The sequence below is a fragment of the Streptomyces sp. NPDC104309 genome, from assembly GCF_055584025.1.
Genome location: NZ_JBVJMV010000003.1, coordinates 153,459 through 170,328 on the forward strand (window position 1 = coordinate 153,459; position 16,870 = coordinate 170,328).

General features: G+C 71.2%; 16 protein-coding genes and 4 tRNA genes. 7 read left to right on the top strand and 13 right to left on the bottom strand.

What is annotated here, in order from left to right; all coding sequences use genetic code 11:
- Nucleotides 1–43: 43 nt before the first annotated feature.
- From thrS to ACZ68L_RS04735, 3 genes are all read right to left on the bottom strand, one after another.
- Nucleotides 44–2,029, bottom strand: a complete 1,986-nt coding sequence (gene thrS / locus ACZ68L_RS04725; RefSeq protein ID WP_469574184.1) for a threonine--tRNA ligase — start codon at nucleotides 2,027–2,029, stop codon at nucleotides 44–46.
- 138 nt (nucleotides 2,030–2,167) lie between these two features.
- Nucleotides 2,168–3,442 (bottom strand): hypothetical protein, encoded by a 1,275-nt coding sequence (locus ACZ68L_RS04730; RefSeq protein WP_469574188.1) that lies wholly within the window; start codon nucleotides 3,440–3,442, stop codon nucleotides 2,168–2,170.
- Nucleotides 3,442–4,008, bottom strand: a complete 567-nt coding sequence (locus ACZ68L_RS04735; RefSeq protein ID WP_469574190.1) for a DUF4365 domain-containing protein — start codon at nucleotides 4,006–4,008, stop codon at nucleotides 3,442–3,444. The genes ACZ68L_RS04730 and ACZ68L_RS04735 overlap by 1 nt, the downstream gene beginning before the upstream one ends.
- A gap of 192 nt (nucleotides 4,009–4,200) precedes the next feature.
- Here ACZ68L_RS04735 and ACZ68L_RS04740 point away from each other — a divergent pair, with 192 nt between their 5' ends.
- Nucleotides 4,201–4,926 carry an exonuclease domain-containing protein gene (locus ACZ68L_RS04740; protein ID WP_469574192.1) on the top strand — a complete coding sequence of 242 codons (726 nt, stop codon included), beginning with the start codon at nucleotides 4,201–4,203 and terminating at the stop codon, nucleotides 4,924–4,926.
- Nucleotides 4,927–5,021: 95 nt separating this feature from the next.
- Here ACZ68L_RS04740 and ACZ68L_RS04745 read toward each other — a convergent pair.
- A tRNA-Val gene (locus ACZ68L_RS04745) sits at nucleotides 5,022–5,093 on the bottom strand.
- A 39-nt stretch (nucleotides 5,094–5,132) separates the two neighbouring features.
- On the bottom strand, nucleotides 5,133–5,579 hold the full coding sequence (locus tag ACZ68L_RS04750; protein ID WP_469574193.1) for an SRPBCC family protein: 447 nt from the start codon (nucleotides 5,577–5,579) through the stop codon (nucleotides 5,133–5,135).
- A gap of 83 nt (nucleotides 5,580–5,662) precedes the next feature.
- On the opposite strand from ACZ68L_RS04750, the gene ACZ68L_RS04755 reads away from it, so the two are divergent.
- On the top strand, nucleotides 5,663–8,233 hold the full coding sequence (locus ACZ68L_RS04755) for an SCO7613 C-terminal domain-containing membrane protein (protein WP_469574195.1): 2,571 nt from the start codon (nucleotides 5,663–5,665) through the stop codon (nucleotides 8,231–8,233).
- A 397-nt stretch (nucleotides 8,234–8,630) separates the two neighbouring features.
- Here the strand turns inward: ACZ68L_RS04755 and ACZ68L_RS04760 are convergent.
- Nucleotides 8,631–8,702 (bottom strand) — tRNA-Val (locus tag ACZ68L_RS04760).
- A 54-nt stretch (nucleotides 8,703–8,756) separates the two neighbouring features.
- On the bottom strand, nucleotides 8,757–9,236 hold the full coding sequence (locus ACZ68L_RS04765; RefSeq protein WP_469574196.1) for a TIGR02611 family protein: 480 nt from the start codon (nucleotides 9,234–9,236) through the stop codon (nucleotides 8,757–8,759).
- A gap of 190 nt (nucleotides 9,237–9,426) precedes the next feature.
- Between ACZ68L_RS04765 and ACZ68L_RS04770 the strand changes: the two genes are divergently transcribed.
- Complete coding sequence (locus ACZ68L_RS04770) at nucleotides 9,427–9,840, top strand: SsgA family sporulation/cell division regulator (protein WP_003959770.1); 414 nt, start codon at nucleotides 9,427–9,429, stop codon at nucleotides 9,838–9,840.
- 342 nt (nucleotides 9,841–10,182) lie between these two features.
- The gene (locus ACZ68L_RS04775) at nucleotides 10,183–10,770 is read left to right on the top strand and encodes a CGNR zinc finger domain-containing protein (RefSeq protein WP_469574197.1); all 588 of its coding nucleotides are present in this window, start codon (nucleotides 10,183–10,185) and stop codon (nucleotides 10,768–10,770) included.
- Nucleotides 10,771–10,774: 4 nt separating this feature from the next.
- On the opposite strand, the gene ACZ68L_RS04780 is transcribed toward ACZ68L_RS04775, so the two are convergent.
- From ACZ68L_RS04780 to ACZ68L_RS04790, 3 genes are all read right to left on the bottom strand, one after another.
- Nucleotides 10,775–10,930 (bottom strand): hypothetical protein, encoded by a 156-nt coding sequence (locus tag ACZ68L_RS04780; protein ID WP_351074278.1) that lies wholly within the window; start codon nucleotides 10,928–10,930, stop codon nucleotides 10,775–10,777.
- 339 nt (nucleotides 10,931–11,269) lie between these two features.
- Nucleotides 11,270–12,289 (bottom strand): LacI family DNA-binding transcriptional regulator, encoded by a 1,020-nt coding sequence (locus tag ACZ68L_RS04785; RefSeq protein ID WP_469574564.1) that lies wholly within the window; start codon nucleotides 12,287–12,289, stop codon nucleotides 11,270–11,272.
- 239 nt (nucleotides 12,290–12,528) lie between these two features.
- The gene (locus tag ACZ68L_RS04790) at nucleotides 12,529–12,987 is read right to left on the bottom strand and encodes a hypothetical protein (protein WP_469574198.1); all 459 of its coding nucleotides are present in this window, start codon (nucleotides 12,985–12,987) and stop codon (nucleotides 12,529–12,531) included.
- 205 nt (nucleotides 12,988–13,192) lie between these two features.
- Between ACZ68L_RS04790 and ACZ68L_RS04795 the strand changes: the two genes are divergently transcribed.
- On the top strand, nucleotides 13,193–13,708 hold the full coding sequence (locus tag ACZ68L_RS04795) for a DsbA family protein (protein ID WP_469574200.1): 516 nt from the start codon (nucleotides 13,193–13,195) through the stop codon (nucleotides 13,706–13,708).
- 58 nt (nucleotides 13,709–13,766) lie between these two features.
- On the opposite strand, the gene ACZ68L_RS04800 is transcribed toward ACZ68L_RS04795, so the two are convergent.
- The 3 genes from ACZ68L_RS04800 to ACZ68L_RS04810 all read right to left on the bottom strand — a co-directional run bounded on the left by ACZ68L_RS04800 (nucleotide 13,767) and on the right by ACZ68L_RS04810 (nucleotide 16,523).
- Nucleotides 13,767–14,603 carry a GNAT family N-acetyltransferase gene (locus ACZ68L_RS04800; RefSeq protein WP_469574201.1) on the bottom strand — a complete coding sequence of 279 codons (837 nt, stop codon included), beginning with the start codon at nucleotides 14,601–14,603 and terminating at the stop codon, nucleotides 13,767–13,769.
- Nucleotides 14,604–14,667: 64 nt separating this feature from the next.
- A complete protein-coding gene (locus ACZ68L_RS04805; protein ID WP_469574203.1) occupies nucleotides 14,668–15,489 on the bottom strand; it encodes an aminotransferase class IV in 822 nt (273 codons plus the stop codon).
- On the bottom strand, nucleotides 15,489–16,523 hold the full coding sequence (locus ACZ68L_RS04810) for a chorismate-binding protein (protein ID WP_469574565.1): 1,035 nt from the start codon (nucleotides 16,521–16,523) through the stop codon (nucleotides 15,489–15,491). The genes ACZ68L_RS04805 and ACZ68L_RS04810 overlap by 1 nt, the downstream gene beginning before the upstream one ends.
- A gap of 163 nt (nucleotides 16,524–16,686) precedes the next feature.
- On the opposite strand from ACZ68L_RS04810, the gene ACZ68L_RS04815 reads away from it, so the two are divergent.
- A tRNA-Gly gene (locus tag ACZ68L_RS04815) sits at nucleotides 16,687–16,759 on the top strand.
- A 37-nt stretch (nucleotides 16,760–16,796) separates the two neighbouring features.
- Nucleotides 16,797–16,870: transfer RNA gene (locus tag ACZ68L_RS04820), tRNA-Cys, on the top strand.

A 16,870-nucleotide genomic window follows, 5' to 3' on the forward strand; every position in this document is an offset into this window, starting at 1 on the left:
CGGGCCCGGACTCCGCACAGGTCGGATCCGGGCTCGGTGGCCGTCAGACCTGGACGCGGTCCTCGACGGCCTTCTGGATCTTGGCGAGGGCGTCCTCGACGGGGACGCCGTTCTCCTGCGATCCGTCGCGGTAGCGGAAGGAGACGGCACCGTTGGCCATGTCCTCGTCGCCCGCGATGATCATGAAGGGCACCTTCGCCTTCTGCTGGTTGCGGATCTTCTTCTGCATCCGGTCGGACGAGGCGTCCACCTCCACCCGGAGCCCCTTCTTCCGGGCCTTGGCCGCGAACTCCTGGAGGTACGGGATGTGCGCGTCGCCGATCGGGATGCCGACCGCCTGGACCGGGGCCAGCCAGACCGGGAACGCACCCGCGTAGTGCTCCAGGAGCACCGCGAAGAAGCGCTCGATGGAACCGAACAGGGCGCGGTGGATCATGACCGGGCGCTGCTTGGTGCCGTCCGGGCCGGTGTACTCCAGGTCGAAGCGCTCCGGCAGGTTGAAGTCGAGCTGCACGGTCGACATCTGCCAGGTGCGGCCGATGGCGTCCTTGCACTGCACCGAGATCTTCGGGCCGTAGAACGCGGCGCCGCCCGGGTCCGGGACCAGCGGCAGACCCTGCTTCTCGGCGACCTGGCGCAGTGTCTCGGTCGCCTCCTCCCACACCTCGTCCGAGCCGACGAACTTCTCCGGGTCCTTGGTGGAGAGCTCCAGGTAGAAGTCGGTCAGACCGTAGTCGCGGAGCAGGTTCAGGACGAAGGTGAGCGTCCGGTCGAGCTCCTCCGCCATCTGCTCCCTGGTGCAGTAGATGTGCGCGTCGTCCTGCGTGAAGCCCCGCGAGCGGGTCAGGCCGTGCACCACGCCGGACTTCTCGTACCGGTACACCGTGCCGAACTCGAAGAGGCGCAGCGGCAGTTCACGGTACGAGCGCCCGCGCGCGTCGAAGATCAGGTTGTGCATCGGGCAGTTCATCGGCTTGAGGTAGTAGTCCACCCCGTCGTCGAGCTGCATGGGCGGGTACATGCCGTCGGCGTACCAGTCCAGGTGACCGGACTTCTCGAAGAGCTTGCCCTTGGTGGCGTGCGGGGAGTAGACGAACTCGTAGCCCTCCTCCTCGTGACGCCGGCGCGAGTAGTCCTCCATGGCGCGGCGGATGATGCCGCCCTTGGGGTGGAAGACCGCGAGACCGGGGCCGATCTCGTCCGGGAAGGAGAAGAGGTCCAGCTCGTTGCCGAGCTTGCGGTGGTCGCGCTTGGCGGCCTCCTCCAGGAACTCCAGGTGCGCCTTGAGCTCGTCCTTGGTGGGCCACGCGGTGCCGTAGATGCGCTGCAGCATGGGGTTCTTCTCGCTGCCCCGCCAGTACGCCGCGGCGTTCCGCATCAGCTTGAACGCCGGGATGTTCCGAGTGGTCGGCAGGTGCGGACCCCGGCAGAGGTCCTTCCAGCACAGCTCGCCGGTCTTCGGGTCGAGGTTGTCGTAGATGGTCAGCTCGCCGCCGCCCACCTCGACGTCCGCGCCGTCGCCGGCGTTCTCGACGGAGTCGGAGCCCTTGATGCCGATGAGTTCCAGCTTGTACGGCTCGTCGGCCAGCTCCTCACGGGCGGCCTCGTCCGTCACGACCCGGCGGGAGAACCTCTGCCCCCGCTTCTGGATCTCCTGCATCTTCTTCTCGATGGCCTTGAGGTCCTCGGGAGTGAACGGCTTCTCGACGTCGAAGTCGTAGTAGAAGCCGTCCTTGACCGGCGGGCCGATGCCCAGCTTGGCCTCGGGGAAGAGCTCCTGCACGGCCTGCGCCATGACGTGCGCGGTGGAGTGCCGGAGGATGTTCAGGCCGTCCTCGGAGGAGATCTCCACGGGCTCGACGACCTCTCCGTCGGCGACGGCGTACGCGAGGTCCTTCAGCTCGCCGGCGACCCGGGCGGCGACGACGGTGCGCTCGCCGGGGAAGAGCTCGGCAGCCGTAGTGCCCGTCGTCACCACGCGCTCTTCCCGCTCGGAATCGCGTTGGATGATCACACGGACGTCTGACACCGGTCTCTCCTGACTCAGGGGGTACGCACGCAATGTGTGGTGCGCGTGCGATACGAATCGTACCGAGCCGCGGGCCCCCTCTGCGAAACGGTTGAGCCGCGAAGGCCCCTCGCTCCCCCGCGGCACGCCCCCACAGCCCTATTCGCCGGTGCAGGCCTCCTCGAAATAGTCGACGTTCTCCTGGAGCGACTTCATCAGCCGGTCCCGTTCCGCCTCGTCCACCTGCACGGGCACCACCTGCGAGGCCCGGGTCAGCCGCCGGAAACCGCCGCGGCTCTCCAGCCTGCCCTCCACCCGGACCGGCAGCCCGACCAGGTGGGCGTGGCCGGCGATCCGGTACGCCTCCTCGTCCAGCTCCAGCCGTACGTGCGGCACCTCGGCGCCGGCCAGCACCCGCAGCCGCACGACTCCGGCGCCACGCGGTCCCGAGCGGCGCAGCCGGACGACGGCGCCGGTGATCCGTACCGTCACCGCCGGTTCCTCCCTCAGGTAGCGGGCGCCCGCCCGGCGCAGGGCGGGCAGGTCTCCGGGGGAGAACTCCACCGGCTCGGGGCGGGCCGGGCAGCCCTCGGGAATCCCGGCGGCGGGTGCCCATTCCAGCGCGATGCCGGCCCCTTCCGAGCCCCGGACGAGTGTGACGAGGGCCTCGGTGAGTTCCCGGCTGACGCCCGCCTCGACGGCGGCGTCGAAGGCTTCGAGCCCTCCGGTGGCCCGCTGGTAGTCCACCGCGTCGCGAGTGGCGTGCAACGCGTGGTGCAGCCGTACGGCTACGGCGCGGCCCGGTTCCACGGGGACGAACGCGGTGAGGTCGCGCCCGCCGGACGCGGGTCCGACCAGCATGCCTTCAAGGGCCGCGCGGGCCCGGCGACGGTGGCGCGCCCCGTGGTAGCCGGTGCGTCCCCGCACGGCCAGGGCTCCGGCGAGCAGGATCTGCCGGGCGGCGGTGTGCAGCTGTTCCGCGCCCGTCCAGCTGGCCGCTCCGGCCGCGCCCCCGACCGGTTCGGGGGCCTCGCGCCACCAGCGGATCTCGTCGCTGGGCACGGCGAGGGAGATCAGGACCTCGCGGGCGGAGGGGGCGGCGCTGCGGGCGAGCGCGGTCAGTGCCTCGCCGAGGAGGTCCTCGCTGTCGGGAAAGGCGGTGGTGTCCGGGACGAGGAGGCTCGTACCCCCGCCGGGCGGGGCCGGTGGTCCCGGTGGCGTCCAGCGGCTGTAGCGCCCGGCCGCCCCGCCGCGGCGGCGCCAGCCGTGCCGGTCGAGCAGGGCACCGAGGACCGCGGGGTCGACACGGGCGGGGTCGGGGACGTCCCCGAGCGGCTGGGAGGCGGTGGGCCACGGTGCCGCGGATTCACTGGGGTGCGGGCGTGTGACTGACGGGATCGCTTCGTCGGCGGACTCGTCCATCGGCCGGTGCATCAGGGTCTCCCTCCCGCCCCTACGCGGGTCATGATCTCGCAGAGCGCCCGGTCGTCGAATATGCGCGACGTCGGGATCCGCACGGTGGTCCGGTGCCGGCCCGTCACCGCGTGGCCGGCCAGGTTGGTCCAGTAGCAGCAGTGCCGCAGGTCGAGCCGGTCGTGTCCGGCGCGCAGCCAGTCGTCCTGGCTGCGCGGCACGATCATCACGACCAGGATCTTGTGCACCGAGACGGGGGTACGGGCGAGCTTCACGAGGTGTGCGTTGTCGAGCGTGAAGGCGAACGTCGGTCCCGGCGGCCGGGGCGGGACCTGGTAGGTGCATTTCAGCTGCACCTTGATGGTCACCTCGTCGTCCACGGCATGACCGGGGGCGCCGTGGCTGACGTGCCAGTCGATGCCGTTGTCGGGGAAGGGCTGCGACAGGGAACATCCGGCCGCGGCCGCGACCGCGTGCAGGTAGCCCACCTGGAGAGTCTCCATGCAGGCGGTGGTGGCGAGTGTGCCGCGCAGCGGTGCGATCCGCTGGGGCAACAGCCCGCTCGGTTCGGGCTTCGCGAGCGCCATGGCTGCGTGTGCCTTCCGGGCTGTGCCGATCGGTTCTTCGGAGTGCGGACGACGGGCGACTTCTTTTCCCGTCAGTTGTGTTGTCACCGCACGGGACGGCCCGCAAACGGCGTATCAGGCAAAGAGGGCGGGTATCACCGGACCGGGCAGGGGAATCACGCCATCTGCCGTTCGGGCACGAGGAGTTCGGGGATGACTCACTGGTACGAAGGGCCACTGGCCGCTTTTGACACCGAGACAACGGGAGTGGACGTCGAGGAGGACCGGATCGTTTCGGCCGCCCTGGTCGTCCAGGACACGACGGGCGGACGGGTGCGCGTCACCCGTTGGCTGGTGAATCCGGGGGTTCCGGTACCCGTCGGGGCGACCGAGATACACGGCCTGACCGACGATCACCTTCAGCGCAACGGCCGTTGGCCGGCGCCGGTGGTGGAGGAGATAGCCCGCGCGCTGACCGAGCAGTGCGCGGCCGGGCGGCCGCTCGTCGTGATGAACGCTCCGTTCGATCTGACGCTGCTGGACCGCGAACTGAGGCGTCATCGTGCGTCGTCGCTCGCCGGCTATCTGCAGAACACTTCGCTGTGCGTGCTGGATCCACGCGTGCTCGACAAGCATCTGGACCGCTACCGCAAGGGGCGGCGCACCCTCACCGATCTCTGTGAGCTGTACGGCGTGGTACTGGACGGCGCACATGACGCGGCGGCCGACGCGACGGCCTCGCTGGAGCTGGTACGGGCGGTGGCCCGGCGCTTCTCGACCCGTCTGGAGCGGCTCACGCCGCCGGAGTTGCACACCTTGCAGGCCGTCTGGCACGCGGCGCAGGCGCGGGGCCTCCAGGCGTGGTTCGCGAAGAACGGCACGGCGGAGACGGTCGATCCCGCGTGGCCGCTGCGCCCGGAGCTTCCGGCCGCGGCGTGACCGGACGGGCGGGCCGGCGGACACGGCACGGCCTCCGCTTCCGGACACGCAGAGGCCGGTCCGTCGATTCTGCTGACGGACCGGCCTCTCCCGGGTGGGCGATACTGGGTTCGAACCAGTGACCTCTTCGGTGTGAACGAAGCGCTCTCCCACTGAGCTAATCGCCCGGGAACGGGTTGAACCATACAGGGCCCGGCGGGTCTGGTTCAAACCGCTTCCAGCCTGGCCGTGAGGCCCCGGCGTCCGGCACGCATCATCAGGGCGTGGTTGGCCCGGAACACGACGCGTCCGGGCACCGCGAGGAGCCGCATCAGCCGGCTGCGGACCTCGACCTCCTGCTCGTAGGTGGCCCGGCTGCCTCCACCGCGCGCGGTGACCGTCCACCTGGCCCAGCCGTCGAGGTCCCCGCTGAGGGCCGCTTCGAGGACCCGGGCCGTGGGGTCGCGGCGGCGTTCGCGGACGGTCATGACGAGGTCGTACGGGAGGAAGGAGCGGATCCGGGTGGTACCGGTGGTGTCGTCGACCGAGGTGACCTCACGGACCTGCGGCCACCATCGCGGGTAGTCGTCGGGGCGTCCGAGGATCTCGTACACGGTGTCGGGCGGTCCCGGCAGGTCCCAGACACTCACGAATCGGTAGTGACTCCAGTCCATGAACCCAGTCTGCCCGTACTCAGCCGGGGAACTGAGTATCCGAGCGCATGTCCGGTCCTGTGGCTCGCGCCACACTCCGGTTCATGGAACATGTGCCGCCGCCCGCCGAGGAATTGGCGCTCCTCGATCGTGAGCTGGCCCGGCTGGACGCCCGCCGGTCCCAGTTGCTGGTTCGTCGTGCCTGGCTGCTGAGTGTGCTCGGGCGACCGGTCGCCCCGTCTGCCGTGCCGCCGGCCCCGCCGTTCGCGGCTCCGACCGGGCCGCTGCCCGCGTTCCGGACGCCTGCCCCGTTCGCGGCTCCGCCCGGACGCCCCGGCGCACCGGCCGGGCCGCCGCGCAGTGCGCAGAATGTGCTGCTCACCCTGGGCGGTCTGCTGCTGACCATCGCGGCTGTCGCGTTCACCCTGGTGAGCTGGGGTGACATGGGGATCGCGGGCCGCTCGGCGGTACTCGCGATGGTGACGGTGGCGGCGCTGGCCGCTCCTGCCGTGCTGCTGCGGCGCGGGCTCTCCTCGACGGCCGAGTCGCTCGCCGCCCTGGCTGCGGTGCTGATGGTGCTGGACGCCTACGCGCTGCACCGGGTGGCCGTGCCCGAGGCCGACGGACGCGGGTTCGCCGCTGTCGCCGCGGCGGTGCTCGCCGCGCTGTGGACGGCCTACGGACTGCTTCTCGACCGGCTCCGGCTGCCGCTGCCGCTCGCGGTGGTGAGCGCGCAGCTGCCGCTGCTGCTGTGGGCGTGGTCGGCGGGTGCGGGCGCCACGGCGTTCGGCTGGGCGCTGCTGCTGACGGCCGCGTCGGACTGTGCGATCGCGTTGTGGGGCCGGGGCGTTGCGGTACGGGTGACGGCCTGCGTCGGTGGCTGGGCGACGGGTCTGACGGGGCTGCTGGTGGCCCTGGGCCAGTCGGTGTCCGCCGACGGCATGGGGGCCGCTTCGGCGCCGGGCGCGCTGTTGCTCGCGGGCGCGGCGGTCGCGGTGTTCGGCGCGTGGCGTGCGCCGTCGGCGCACGCGGCGGCCGGTGGTCTGGTGGCCGGGCTGTGCGGGGTGGCGGCGCTGGGCGGTGTGCTGCGTGCCGGGGTGACCTGGGACTGGTCGGTGCCTGTGTACCTCCTGTGCGGGGTGACGCTGCTGGCAGCGGTGCGCGCTCCGCTGCCGCGTCCGGTCGGACAGGGGCTGGTGTGGGCTTCGGCCGCGGTGACCGCGGGGGCGGTGCTGGCCGCGCTGCCGCCGGTCGGCATGTCGCTGATCGGTACCGTGACGCAACTGTTCCGGGTGTGGTCGGGGGCGCCCGACGGCGGCGTCCGAGGCGCACTGGGCACCGAGGGGCCGACGTGGTCCCATCTGGTCTCCGCGCCGGTCGTACTGCTGGCGGTGGCCGGTCTGCTGGGGGCAGTGCACCGGTTCTGGGAACGGGTATCGCGGGCAGCCGGACCGGTGCTGTCGCCGGGGCCCGCGTGGCGGGCCGCGGCGGGGGCCGGAGCGGTGGCGCTCGGCTGGGCGGGGCTCACGGCCCTCCCTGCGGTACTGGGATTGCCGTACGCCGCTGCTGTTTCGGTGCAGTTGGCGCTGGTCGCCGGGGTCTTCGCGGTCGCGGTACGCGGTCTGCGCGGCGGACCGGGCGGGGTGGGGGCGACCGCCCTGGTGTGCGGTCTGATCGGTGCGGCGGGCGCAGGAATGCTGTCGCTCGCCACGGAGGCCTCGACGTACGCGGCATTCACGGTGCTGCTGGTGGTGTTCGGGGCGGCCGCGGTGGTGCTCGGCGGCGCGACGGCTTCGGCGGCGCGGGCGTTGCCGCCGCTCCCGGCCGTCCAGGCGGTGCGGGCGGTACGGGCGTCGCAGCTCGTGCAGGCGTTCCCCGCGTGCGGCGCGGTGCTGTGCGCGATGGTGCTGGCCCACGCGGTCGGGGAGTCGCTGGGGCTCGCCGGGTATCGGGCGGCGCCGGTGATGCTGGTCGTCCCCACGGTGACCGCGCTGCTCGGGGCGCGGCTGCGGGGCCGCCCGCCCGCTCCGGCGGTCGAGTTGACCGGCGGCGTCGCGGGTGTGGTGGCGGTGGGCATGGCGGTGCCGGACCTGCCGTTCCTCGCGCTGGTGCTGGCGCTGTGCGGAGTGCTGGCGGCGGGCACGGCCGTGCGGCCCGAGCGGCGACCGGTGGCCGGCCCTCTGGCGATGGTGCTGTTCGTCCTGGCTGCCTGGCTGCGGCTGTCGGCTTCGGGGGTGTCGGTCCCGGAGGCGTACACCCTCCCGGTGACGGTGCCCGCCCTGGCAGTCGGTGTGCTGCGTCGGCGCCGTGATCCGCAGGCGTCGTCGTGGACGGCGTACGGGGCGGGTCTCGCCGCGACGTTGGTGCCGAGCCTCTTCACGGCATGGGTCGATCCGCACTGGTTGCGGCCACTGCTGCTCGGCGTGGCGACGCTGGTGATCACCCTGGTGGGCGCGCGGCTGCGGCTGCAGGCGCTGCTGCTGCTCGGCGGTGCGGTGCTGGCGCTGGACGCTCTGCACGAACTCGCGCCGTACGTGGTCCAGGTCGTCGGCGCGCTGCCGCGCTGGCTGCCGCCCGCGCTGGCCGGGGTGCTGCTGCTGGTGGTCGGCGCGACGTACGAGCAGCGGCTGCGCGATGCCCGACGGCTGAAGGAGGTCCTGGGCCGGATGCGTTGACGGCGTGCCGCCCGGCCGGTCCGGGGCCTTGACGGGCTCGGGCCGACGGGCGGCTGTCAGGGCGTCCGATGGGGTGTACCGGACAGGCGGAGACACGGACCAACTCCCCCTGGCCTTCGCACGGCAGGCGTTTTCCGCCTTTCGCCCTGATCGAATGCGCGGAGTTCCGGAAGACGTCGGGATGCATTGCCCAGTGAGGTCCGGAGCCCGAACTCCTTCCGGTCAATTCCCGTGATCCGGCAGGGCGGCCGCGGAAGTCCGCCCCGATCCCGATATCCGGATGTTTCTTCTCGAAGGATGGATTCTTTCCATGCCGCACGGCCATGGCCCATTGAATCGATGAAGAAACGCAGAAGGCCCGTGAGACTCTACGGTCTCACGGGCCTTCTGTCCCGGGTGGGCGATACTGGGTTCGAACCAGTGACCTCTTCGGTGTGAACGAAGCGCTCTCCCACTGAGCTAATCGCCCGGGCGCAGGCCAAACATTACCCCATGTCAGCGGCGCCCCATGACCACGCCCGGGTCACTCGTGGATCTTCCACGGCATGGTGATGCCGAACTTCCAGACGTAGATCCCCACCAGCACCACGATGATCACCAGACCGGTCACCGTGAGGATGATGTTGCGCCGCCGGACCTTGGGATCGAGCGCCCTCTGGGCGGCCTCGGTGACCTTCCTCCGCGTCCAGCGCAGCACCAGCTGTGCCCACACGAACTCGGTCGCCCAGATCGCCATGCCGCCGAAGATGACCAGCCAGCCGGGGCCGGGCAGCGGAAGCATGATGATCCCCGCCACGACCACCGCGAGGCCGACCACGAAGACGCCGACCTGCCAACTCAGATGCAGCGTCCTGGACGCCTTGATGAATCCGGGCGCCCGGGAACCGAGCGCCCGGTCCCTCTTGGTCACACCCTCCGTGACGCCGTCCGTCACGTCCCCCGTGGCGGACAACGGTTTCGCCGGCAGGACGCCCCCGCCCCGCTCGTCGCTCTCCGCGTTCATGGGAGCCAACCTACCGGAACGGGCTTCGTCACCGGAATGGCCGCATAACCCAAAGTTACACACCGCCGTACGAGCTACCTGAAGGGCCACAAAAAGGTCAGAGGGGTTTACAACGCCACCGTAGGTGGCATGTCGATTTCGCCGACGTGCGAATCCCCGAGCGCACACTGAGCGAAAGGCCCTGGCGCTTATGAACACCACGGTCAGCTGCGAGCTGCACCTGCGCCTCGTTGTGTCGAGCGAGTCCTCACTGCCTGTACCCGCGGGCCTGCGGTATGACACGGCCGATCCTTATGCCGTGCACGCCACCTTCCACACCGGAGCGGAGGAAACGGTCGAATGGGTTTTCGCCCGCGACCTCCTTGCCGAGGGGCTGCACCGGCCCACCGGCACCGGAGACGTCCGCGTCTGGCCATCCCGTAGTCACGGCCAGGGCGTCGTCTGCATCGCACTGAGCTCCCCAGAGGGCGAAGCCCTGCTCGAAGCCCCGGCGAGGGCGCTGGAGTCGTTCCTGAAGCGGACCGACGCCGCAGTTCCGCCGGGCACCGAGCATCGTCATTTCGACCTCGACACGGAGCTCTCACACATCCTGGCCGAGAGCTGAGCCAGGCCGAGAGCTGCACGGCGCCGTCCGACTCGGGGAGACGGCGCCGCGCGGACAACCTCATAGGGCTGAAACCGACGCCGTAATCACGGAATCCACCGTGGTGACGGCGTCGGCGCGCGCCGCCCTTCGGCCGTACGCGCACGGGCGCATGCCCCGAAGCCCCGGAGAGCCCCTCTCGGCCCGGACGGGCACCCGCGCCCCCACACTGTCACCGGGTGGCCGGTAAGCGTTCCCCGCACCCGTGACGGGCCCTCTCGGCCCTCTGTGTGCCGTCGCCGGACCAGTAGAGTCAGCCGGCATCGGCGGACACCCGCCCGCCGGAGGCCAGGGAGCGAAAGCGTGCTGATCCCCCACGACACCCGGATCGCCCTCGACACGGTGGTCGATCTGCTGAACACCGCACCGGAGAGCGAGCCGCCGGCGAGCGGGCAGCCGGAAACCGGGCCGGCCGACGGGCTCGCCGGTATCGAAGCGCTGTACGACTTCGCGCGGCGCCATCGCATCAGCGGCGTGGGCGAGCTCCATGAGAAGGACCTGCGCGCCGTACGGGACGTACGGGCGCGTTTCGCCGCGATCTTCGCGACGGGCGACGCCCGGATCGCGGCCTCGCTCGTCAACGCCCTCGTGGCCGCCGCCGGCACCACACCGCAGCTCAGCAATCACGACGGCTACGACTGGCATGTGCACTATTTCGCGCCGGACGCCTCGATCGCCGATCACCTCGCGGCCGACTGCGGCATGGCACTGGCCTTCATCGTGGTGGCGGGCGAGCAGGAACGGCTGCGGCGCTGCGAGGCACCGGACTGCCGGCACGCCTTCGTCGACCTCTCCCGCAACCGCTCCCGCCGCTACTGCTCAAGCCGGACCTGCGGTAATCGTCTGCATGTGGCCGCATACCGGGCACGCCGCAAGGAAGCGGCCGGCTGACCGCTCACAGCATGAAGAGATCATGCACCGCGGCCATCAGCAGCAGGCTGCCGATCACCGCGAGGAAGATCATCAGAGGGGGCTGGGAAAGCGCGAAGAGGCAGCCGCGCGGCTCTTCGGCAGGGGGTGCGGGGGCATCGCCCGGGGAGGTGTCCACCATCTCGGGACGATCATGACTCAGTGGGGCCCTCATTGGCGATCAACACGCCTTTTCACGCGAGGAGTTCACCCACCCGGGTACCGGGCGGGATTCGCTCCGACGTCCGATCGGCCGTCAGGTTTTCGGCACGGCGGCCCGTGAACGGCCCCGCTCGGGCAAGGGCGTTGCCCAACGCCGCACCGTACATACCGAATTCGGGAACCACGGGAAGACGGCCCGACCGGTCGCCGACGCGCCACCGGAAGGGCCGGGGCCGACCGGATCCCCGGACTCCGTTCCGTGGTCGCGGAGTTGGACCGGGACGGCGCGAGCGGGGGCGAAGCCGACGGGGCCGCGGTCTCAGCGGGGCGCCGCGCTGGAGGCGCGCACCACGAGCTCCGGCTGGAGCACCACGCTGCGATGCTCGTGGGTGCCGTCCTCGTCGTCCGCTTCCTCCAGCAGGAGTTCCGCGGCCATCCGGCCCATCACGACCGCGGGCTGGCGGACCGAGGTGAGCGGTACGGCAGCGGCTGCGGCGAATTCGATGTCGTCGTAGCCGACGATGGCGATGTCGTGCGGCACGCGCACGCCCGCCGCGTACAGGGCCTGCAGCACGCCGAGGGCGAGCAGGTCGTTGGCACAGAACACCGCGGTCGGCCGGGGGACGAGACCGAGCAGCCGGGCCCCGGCATCGCGGCCGGCGGCCACGTCCAGGCGGTCGGAGGGGATCTCGACGAGTGCTTCGGGCGGCAGTCCGGCGTCGGTGAGCGCCGACAGGGCACCCTCACGCCGGTCCCTGATCTGGGGGAGGTCGCCGGGCCCGCTGACGTAGGCCACCGAGCGGTGCCCGGCCGACACCAGATGACCGACGGCGAGAGCGCCGCCGCGCACATCGTCGACGGAGACCGCGCAGGTCCCCGTGCCCGATGCCACCCGGTCCACCAACACGTAGGGGATCCGGTGGCGGCTGAACGCCTCCAGATTGCGGCCGGTCGCGTCGGCCGGGGTGACCAGCACACCGCACACCCGCTGTTCGGCGAAGAGTCCGAGGTACTCGGCCTCCTCCGCCGGGCTCTGGTCACTGTTGCAGACCATGACGCCGAGGCCGGCCGCGCGGGCGGCACGCTCGGCGCCACGGGCCACGTCGACGAAGAAGGGGTTACCCATGTCGAGGACGAGCAGGGCCATGATCCGGCTGCGGCCCGCCCTGAGCTGCCGGGCCGACTCGCTGCGGACGTACCCGAGTTCCTCGATGGCCGCCAGCACCCGGGCACGGGTCTCCGGCAGCACCGCCTCGGGCCGGTTGATCACATTGGACACGGTGCCCACGGACACTCCGGCCTGCCGGGCCACATCCTTGATCCCTGCCACACGCGCCACTTGCCCTGCCCCACTGATGCCCTCTGCCGCACGGGTCCGCAGCATCGCCCCATCGTACGGACGCCGTTGCGCGGAACCCCGTGCTCCCGGCCCGCCACCCGGGTGTCGCCGCTGCGCAATGAATTGTTTCAATCCGACCTCGGGACGCTAGCTGCATCCCCGCGTATCGTCAAGGTGATCCATGAATCGATTCACCACAGGTCTACACACCCCCGCCTGGAGACGGCGGAGGGCAGGGGTCAGATGCCGTGTTTCTTCAGGATGGCCTCGATGTCGCTGAAGTCGTCGCCCGACGAGGCGGACCGCTCCGGCTTCGCCTTCGCGCCCGACTGCGTGCGAGTCGCCGGGAGTCCGGACCCCAGGGAGGGCGCGGAAGCCGCGGGGGCGACGGCCCCGCCCTGCGCCGCGCGCGCGGCGGCCTTGCGCTCCTTGCGGGTTCCGAGGCCGCGGCGCTCGATCGCACGCGTGGTCATGAACAGCACCCAGGCCACGGCCAGCAGCCCGAAGCCGAGCCAGACGCTCGGCTTGAAGGCGATGCCGACGACCCAGTCCACGACCCCGGTGAGCACCAGGCCGATCGGGACCAGGGAGTAGGCGGCGACCCGGGCCGCGGCGAGGAAGCGCTTCCGGTACGCGGTGACGGCGGCGATGCCCAAGCCCGCCGCGGACACCGCGGAGCAGATGGTCTCGGCAAGCATCAGGGCCTCCAGGGCGCAAGGGGAAACGTCCCTTCCATCCTGCACCGCCCACCGGCCTAGCGGCCACGGTCCGGGCCCACATCAGGGACATTTCAGGGCCGGGATCATCCCCAGGTGCCGATTCGGCCACGCCGTGGTCGTCCCGGGCCGGCGCGGGACCGGGTGCCGATTGGGAGGCGCGCGGGAGCCCTGGGAGACTGGCCGCATGAGCGATTCCACCCCTGCGGCCCCTGTCGTCCTCGACCTCTGGTGCGAGCTCCAGTGCGCCGACTGCCACCAGGCCCTCACCGATGTGCGGGCCTTGCGGGCCACGTACGGCGACCGCATCGAGGTGCGGCTGCGGCACTTCCCGCTGGAGAAGCACAAGCATGCCTACGCCGCCGCGCAGGCGGCCGAGGAGGCGGCGGAACAGGGCAAGGGCTGGCCGTACATCGAGGCGGTCCTCGCCCGCACCGCCGACCTCGGCCGCATCGGTGAACCACTCCTGATCGAGGTGGCGCGGGAACTCGGCCTGGACGCGGAGGAGATGGACACCGCGCTGATCGACGGACGCCACATGCTGATCGTCGATGCCGACCAGGCCGAGGGCAAGGCGATCGGGGTCACCGGCACGCCGACGTATGTGATCGGTGACGAACGGCTGGACGGCGGCAGGAACCAGGACGGGCTGCGCGACCGCATCGAGGAGATCGCCGACCGGCTGCTCGCCGAGCGGGACTGAGCCGACGGGACGCCGGGGCGTGCCGGTGCCCCCGCCGGGGGGGCACTTCCGATCGCCCCTACAGCGTTTTGGCCAGGTTGTACTGAGTCGTCCGGTATCCGAGCGACTCGTACAGCCGCAGGGCCGGCGCGTTGGACGCGAAGACGTGGAGCCCGAGGCGATGGGCACCCGCGTCCAGCGTGATGCGCTCGGCCTGCCACATCAGGGCACGTCCATGGCCGCGGCCCCGGTGCTCCTCGTCCACCTCGACGTCGAAGACGAATCCGGTCGTCCCATCCGGGCCGTCCTCGTGCACCGACACCCACACGCGACCGACGACCGCGCCCTCGTGCACGAGCACATGGAACCGCATGCCCTCGGTGTCGATGCCGTTCGGCAGGTTACGGGCGTGGTCGGACCGGGACTTCTGCAGGGCCTGCTCGGCGGGGACGCCCTGGTCGATCCAGGACTGCGCGTACGTGTCGACGCTGGTGCGCTGCCATTGCGCGAACTCCTCGGCGCTCATCGGGCGGGCGGCGACACCGTCCGGGAGCGCCGGAGCCGTCCGGCCGAGGTCCTTGAGCATGTTCCGGCTGCGTTCGGTGTAGCCGAGTGCGGCGACCAGCCGCTGGGCTCCCTCGTTGTCCGCCGGTACCGAGAGGCACACCTGGCTGCAACCCCATCCCCGCAGCACCTCTTCGGCGGCGAGCGCGGCTATGGTGCCACGGCCCCGCCGCCGGCTCGGCTCCTCGATGCTCAGGGAGCGGAGCTCGCCGGCCTTCGCACCGAACCTCGGATCGGTGCCGATCTCGACGGCGCCGACGGGCCGCCCGTTGTCGCACACGTCGTACGCGCGGCTCTTCGCGCCGTCGGCGCCTTGCTGGATCGGCCCGGTGGGCCGGAGGGTCGTGGTCATCGGGAACGTTCTATCCCCTGCTCCCGGGCCCGTCACCCGGTTTTACCGATCCGAGGTGCGGGTCCTACGGGTCGAGGTCGTTCCCGGCCCGCTCCTCGAAGATCCGCATGGCCTTGGCCGCCACCGGACCCGGTCCGCCAGGCAGCACCCGGCCGTCCACCCGGTGGACGGCCTGCACATCGCGCAGCGTGGAGGTCAGGAAGATCTCCTCGGCCCGTTCCAGGGCATCGAACGGCAGGTCGGTCTCCTGAGCCCCTGTCCACTCCACGGCCAGTGCGCGGGTGATCCCGGCGAGGCAGCCGGAGGCGACCGGCGGGGTGTGCAGCTGTCCGTCGAGCACGACGAAGACATTGGACCCGGTGCCTTCGCAGAGCCGCCCGACCGTGTTGGCGAAGAGCGCCTCCGACGCGCCCTGCTCATGGGCGCGGGCGAGGGCGACGACGTTCTCGGCGTACGAGGTGGTCTTCAGCCCGGCGAGCGCACTGCGTTCGTTGCGCGTCCAGGGGACGGTGATCACTGCGGTGGTGTCGGGGCGGCGCCCCGCCTCCCCCAGGGCGACGACGAGGCCGGGGCCCGCGTCCCCGCGGTCGGAGCCGAGCGGGGAGAGTCCTCCCGTGTAGGTGATGCGCAGCCGGCCGAGCGCCATCGGATTGGCTTCCACGACTACGGAGCAGGCGCGGCGCACCTCGTCGAGGTCGGGCTCGGGGAGACCGAGGCCCCGGGCCGAACGGGCCAGCCGGTCGAGGTGGCGGGTGAGGGCGAAGGGCCTGCCGTCGACGGTCTTGACCGTCTCGAAGATGCCGTCCCCCACGGTGAGTCCGTGGTCGAGCACGGACACCCGGGCGTCGTCGGCGTCCCGCAGTTCGCCGTTGACCCAAATCCTCATCACGCCGTCCTTCCCGTCGCTTCGTAAGTGCCCGACGCTACAGCGAGCAGCCGGGACGCCTTGAGTTCGGTCTCGTCCCATTCGCGCTCCGGATCGGAGCCCCAGGTGATGCCTGCCCCGGTACCGAAGCGCAGTACCGGGGCGACCCCTGTCCGGTCGATCCAGAACGTCCGTATGCCGACGGCCAGGGAGGCGGTGCGGCGGTCGGCGTCGACCCAGCCGATACCGCCGCAGTAGGGCCCCCGCGGCGCGGTCTCCAGCTCTTCGATGATCCTGAGCGCGCTGGACTTGGGCGCCCCGGTGACTGAGCCGGGCGGAAACGCGGCAGCGAGGAGTTCGGGCCAGCCGACGCCTTCGGCGAGCTCTCCGCGCACCGTGGAGACGAGGTGGACGAGGCCGGGGTGCTTCTCCACCACGCAGAGGTCGGGGACCGTCACCGACCCGGTGGCGCAGACCCGGCCGAGGTCGTTGCGGACCAGGTCGACGATCATCACGTTCTCGGCGTGGTCCTTCTCCAGCAGGTCGTGCTCGGTCCGTCCGGTGCCCTTGATCGGTCCGGACTCGACGGTCCGGCCGTCGCGCTTCAGGAAGAGTTCGGGAGACGCGGTGGCGATCTCCACGCCGTGCGCGGGCAGCCGGATCGTTCCCGCGTACGGAGCGGGGTTGCCGCGCGCGAGCAGCGAGGTCAGCGCGTCCACGTCCGCGGCGGCCGGGTCGGGCAGCTCCGCGGTCATCACCCGGCAGAGGTTGGCCTGATAGACCTCGCCCGCCGCGATGTACGCGCGGATCCGCCGTACGCCCTCGGTGTACGCGGCACGATCCAGGGACGAGTTCCAGTCACCCGCCGCGGGCCCGCGCCAGGCGCCACGCACCGGGGCGGGCACCTCCTCGGTGCGTACGGCGCCGAAACGCGCGCAGACGAGGCGGCCGTCGAAATCGGCGGATACGGCCCAGAAGCCGGCCGAGTCGAGGGCTGCGGGATCAGTGGTCACGTCCTGGAGATCGGAGGCGACGAGGCCGCCGAAGCGGGCCATTGGAGCGAGGTCGTGCACGCCGTTGAGTCTAGGACGGCGCCCGATGACCTGCGCCGGGGCGAACGCACCTCAGCACGCTGCACAAACGCGTTTTTGTACTGGCCCGGGAATCCGCTAGAGTTCAACACGTCGCCGGGACGCGCAAGCGGACCGGGAAAGACAAGCGGACGTAGCTCAGTTGGTAGAGCGCAACCTTGCCAAGGTTGAGGTCGCCAGTTCGAACCTGGTCGTCCGCTCGCAGAAAGTGGGGGATCTTCCCAAGCCCTCACTCCTGGTGGAGTGGCCGAGAGGCGAGGCAACGGCCTGCAAAGCCGTCTACACGGGTTCAAATCCCGTCTCCACCTCCA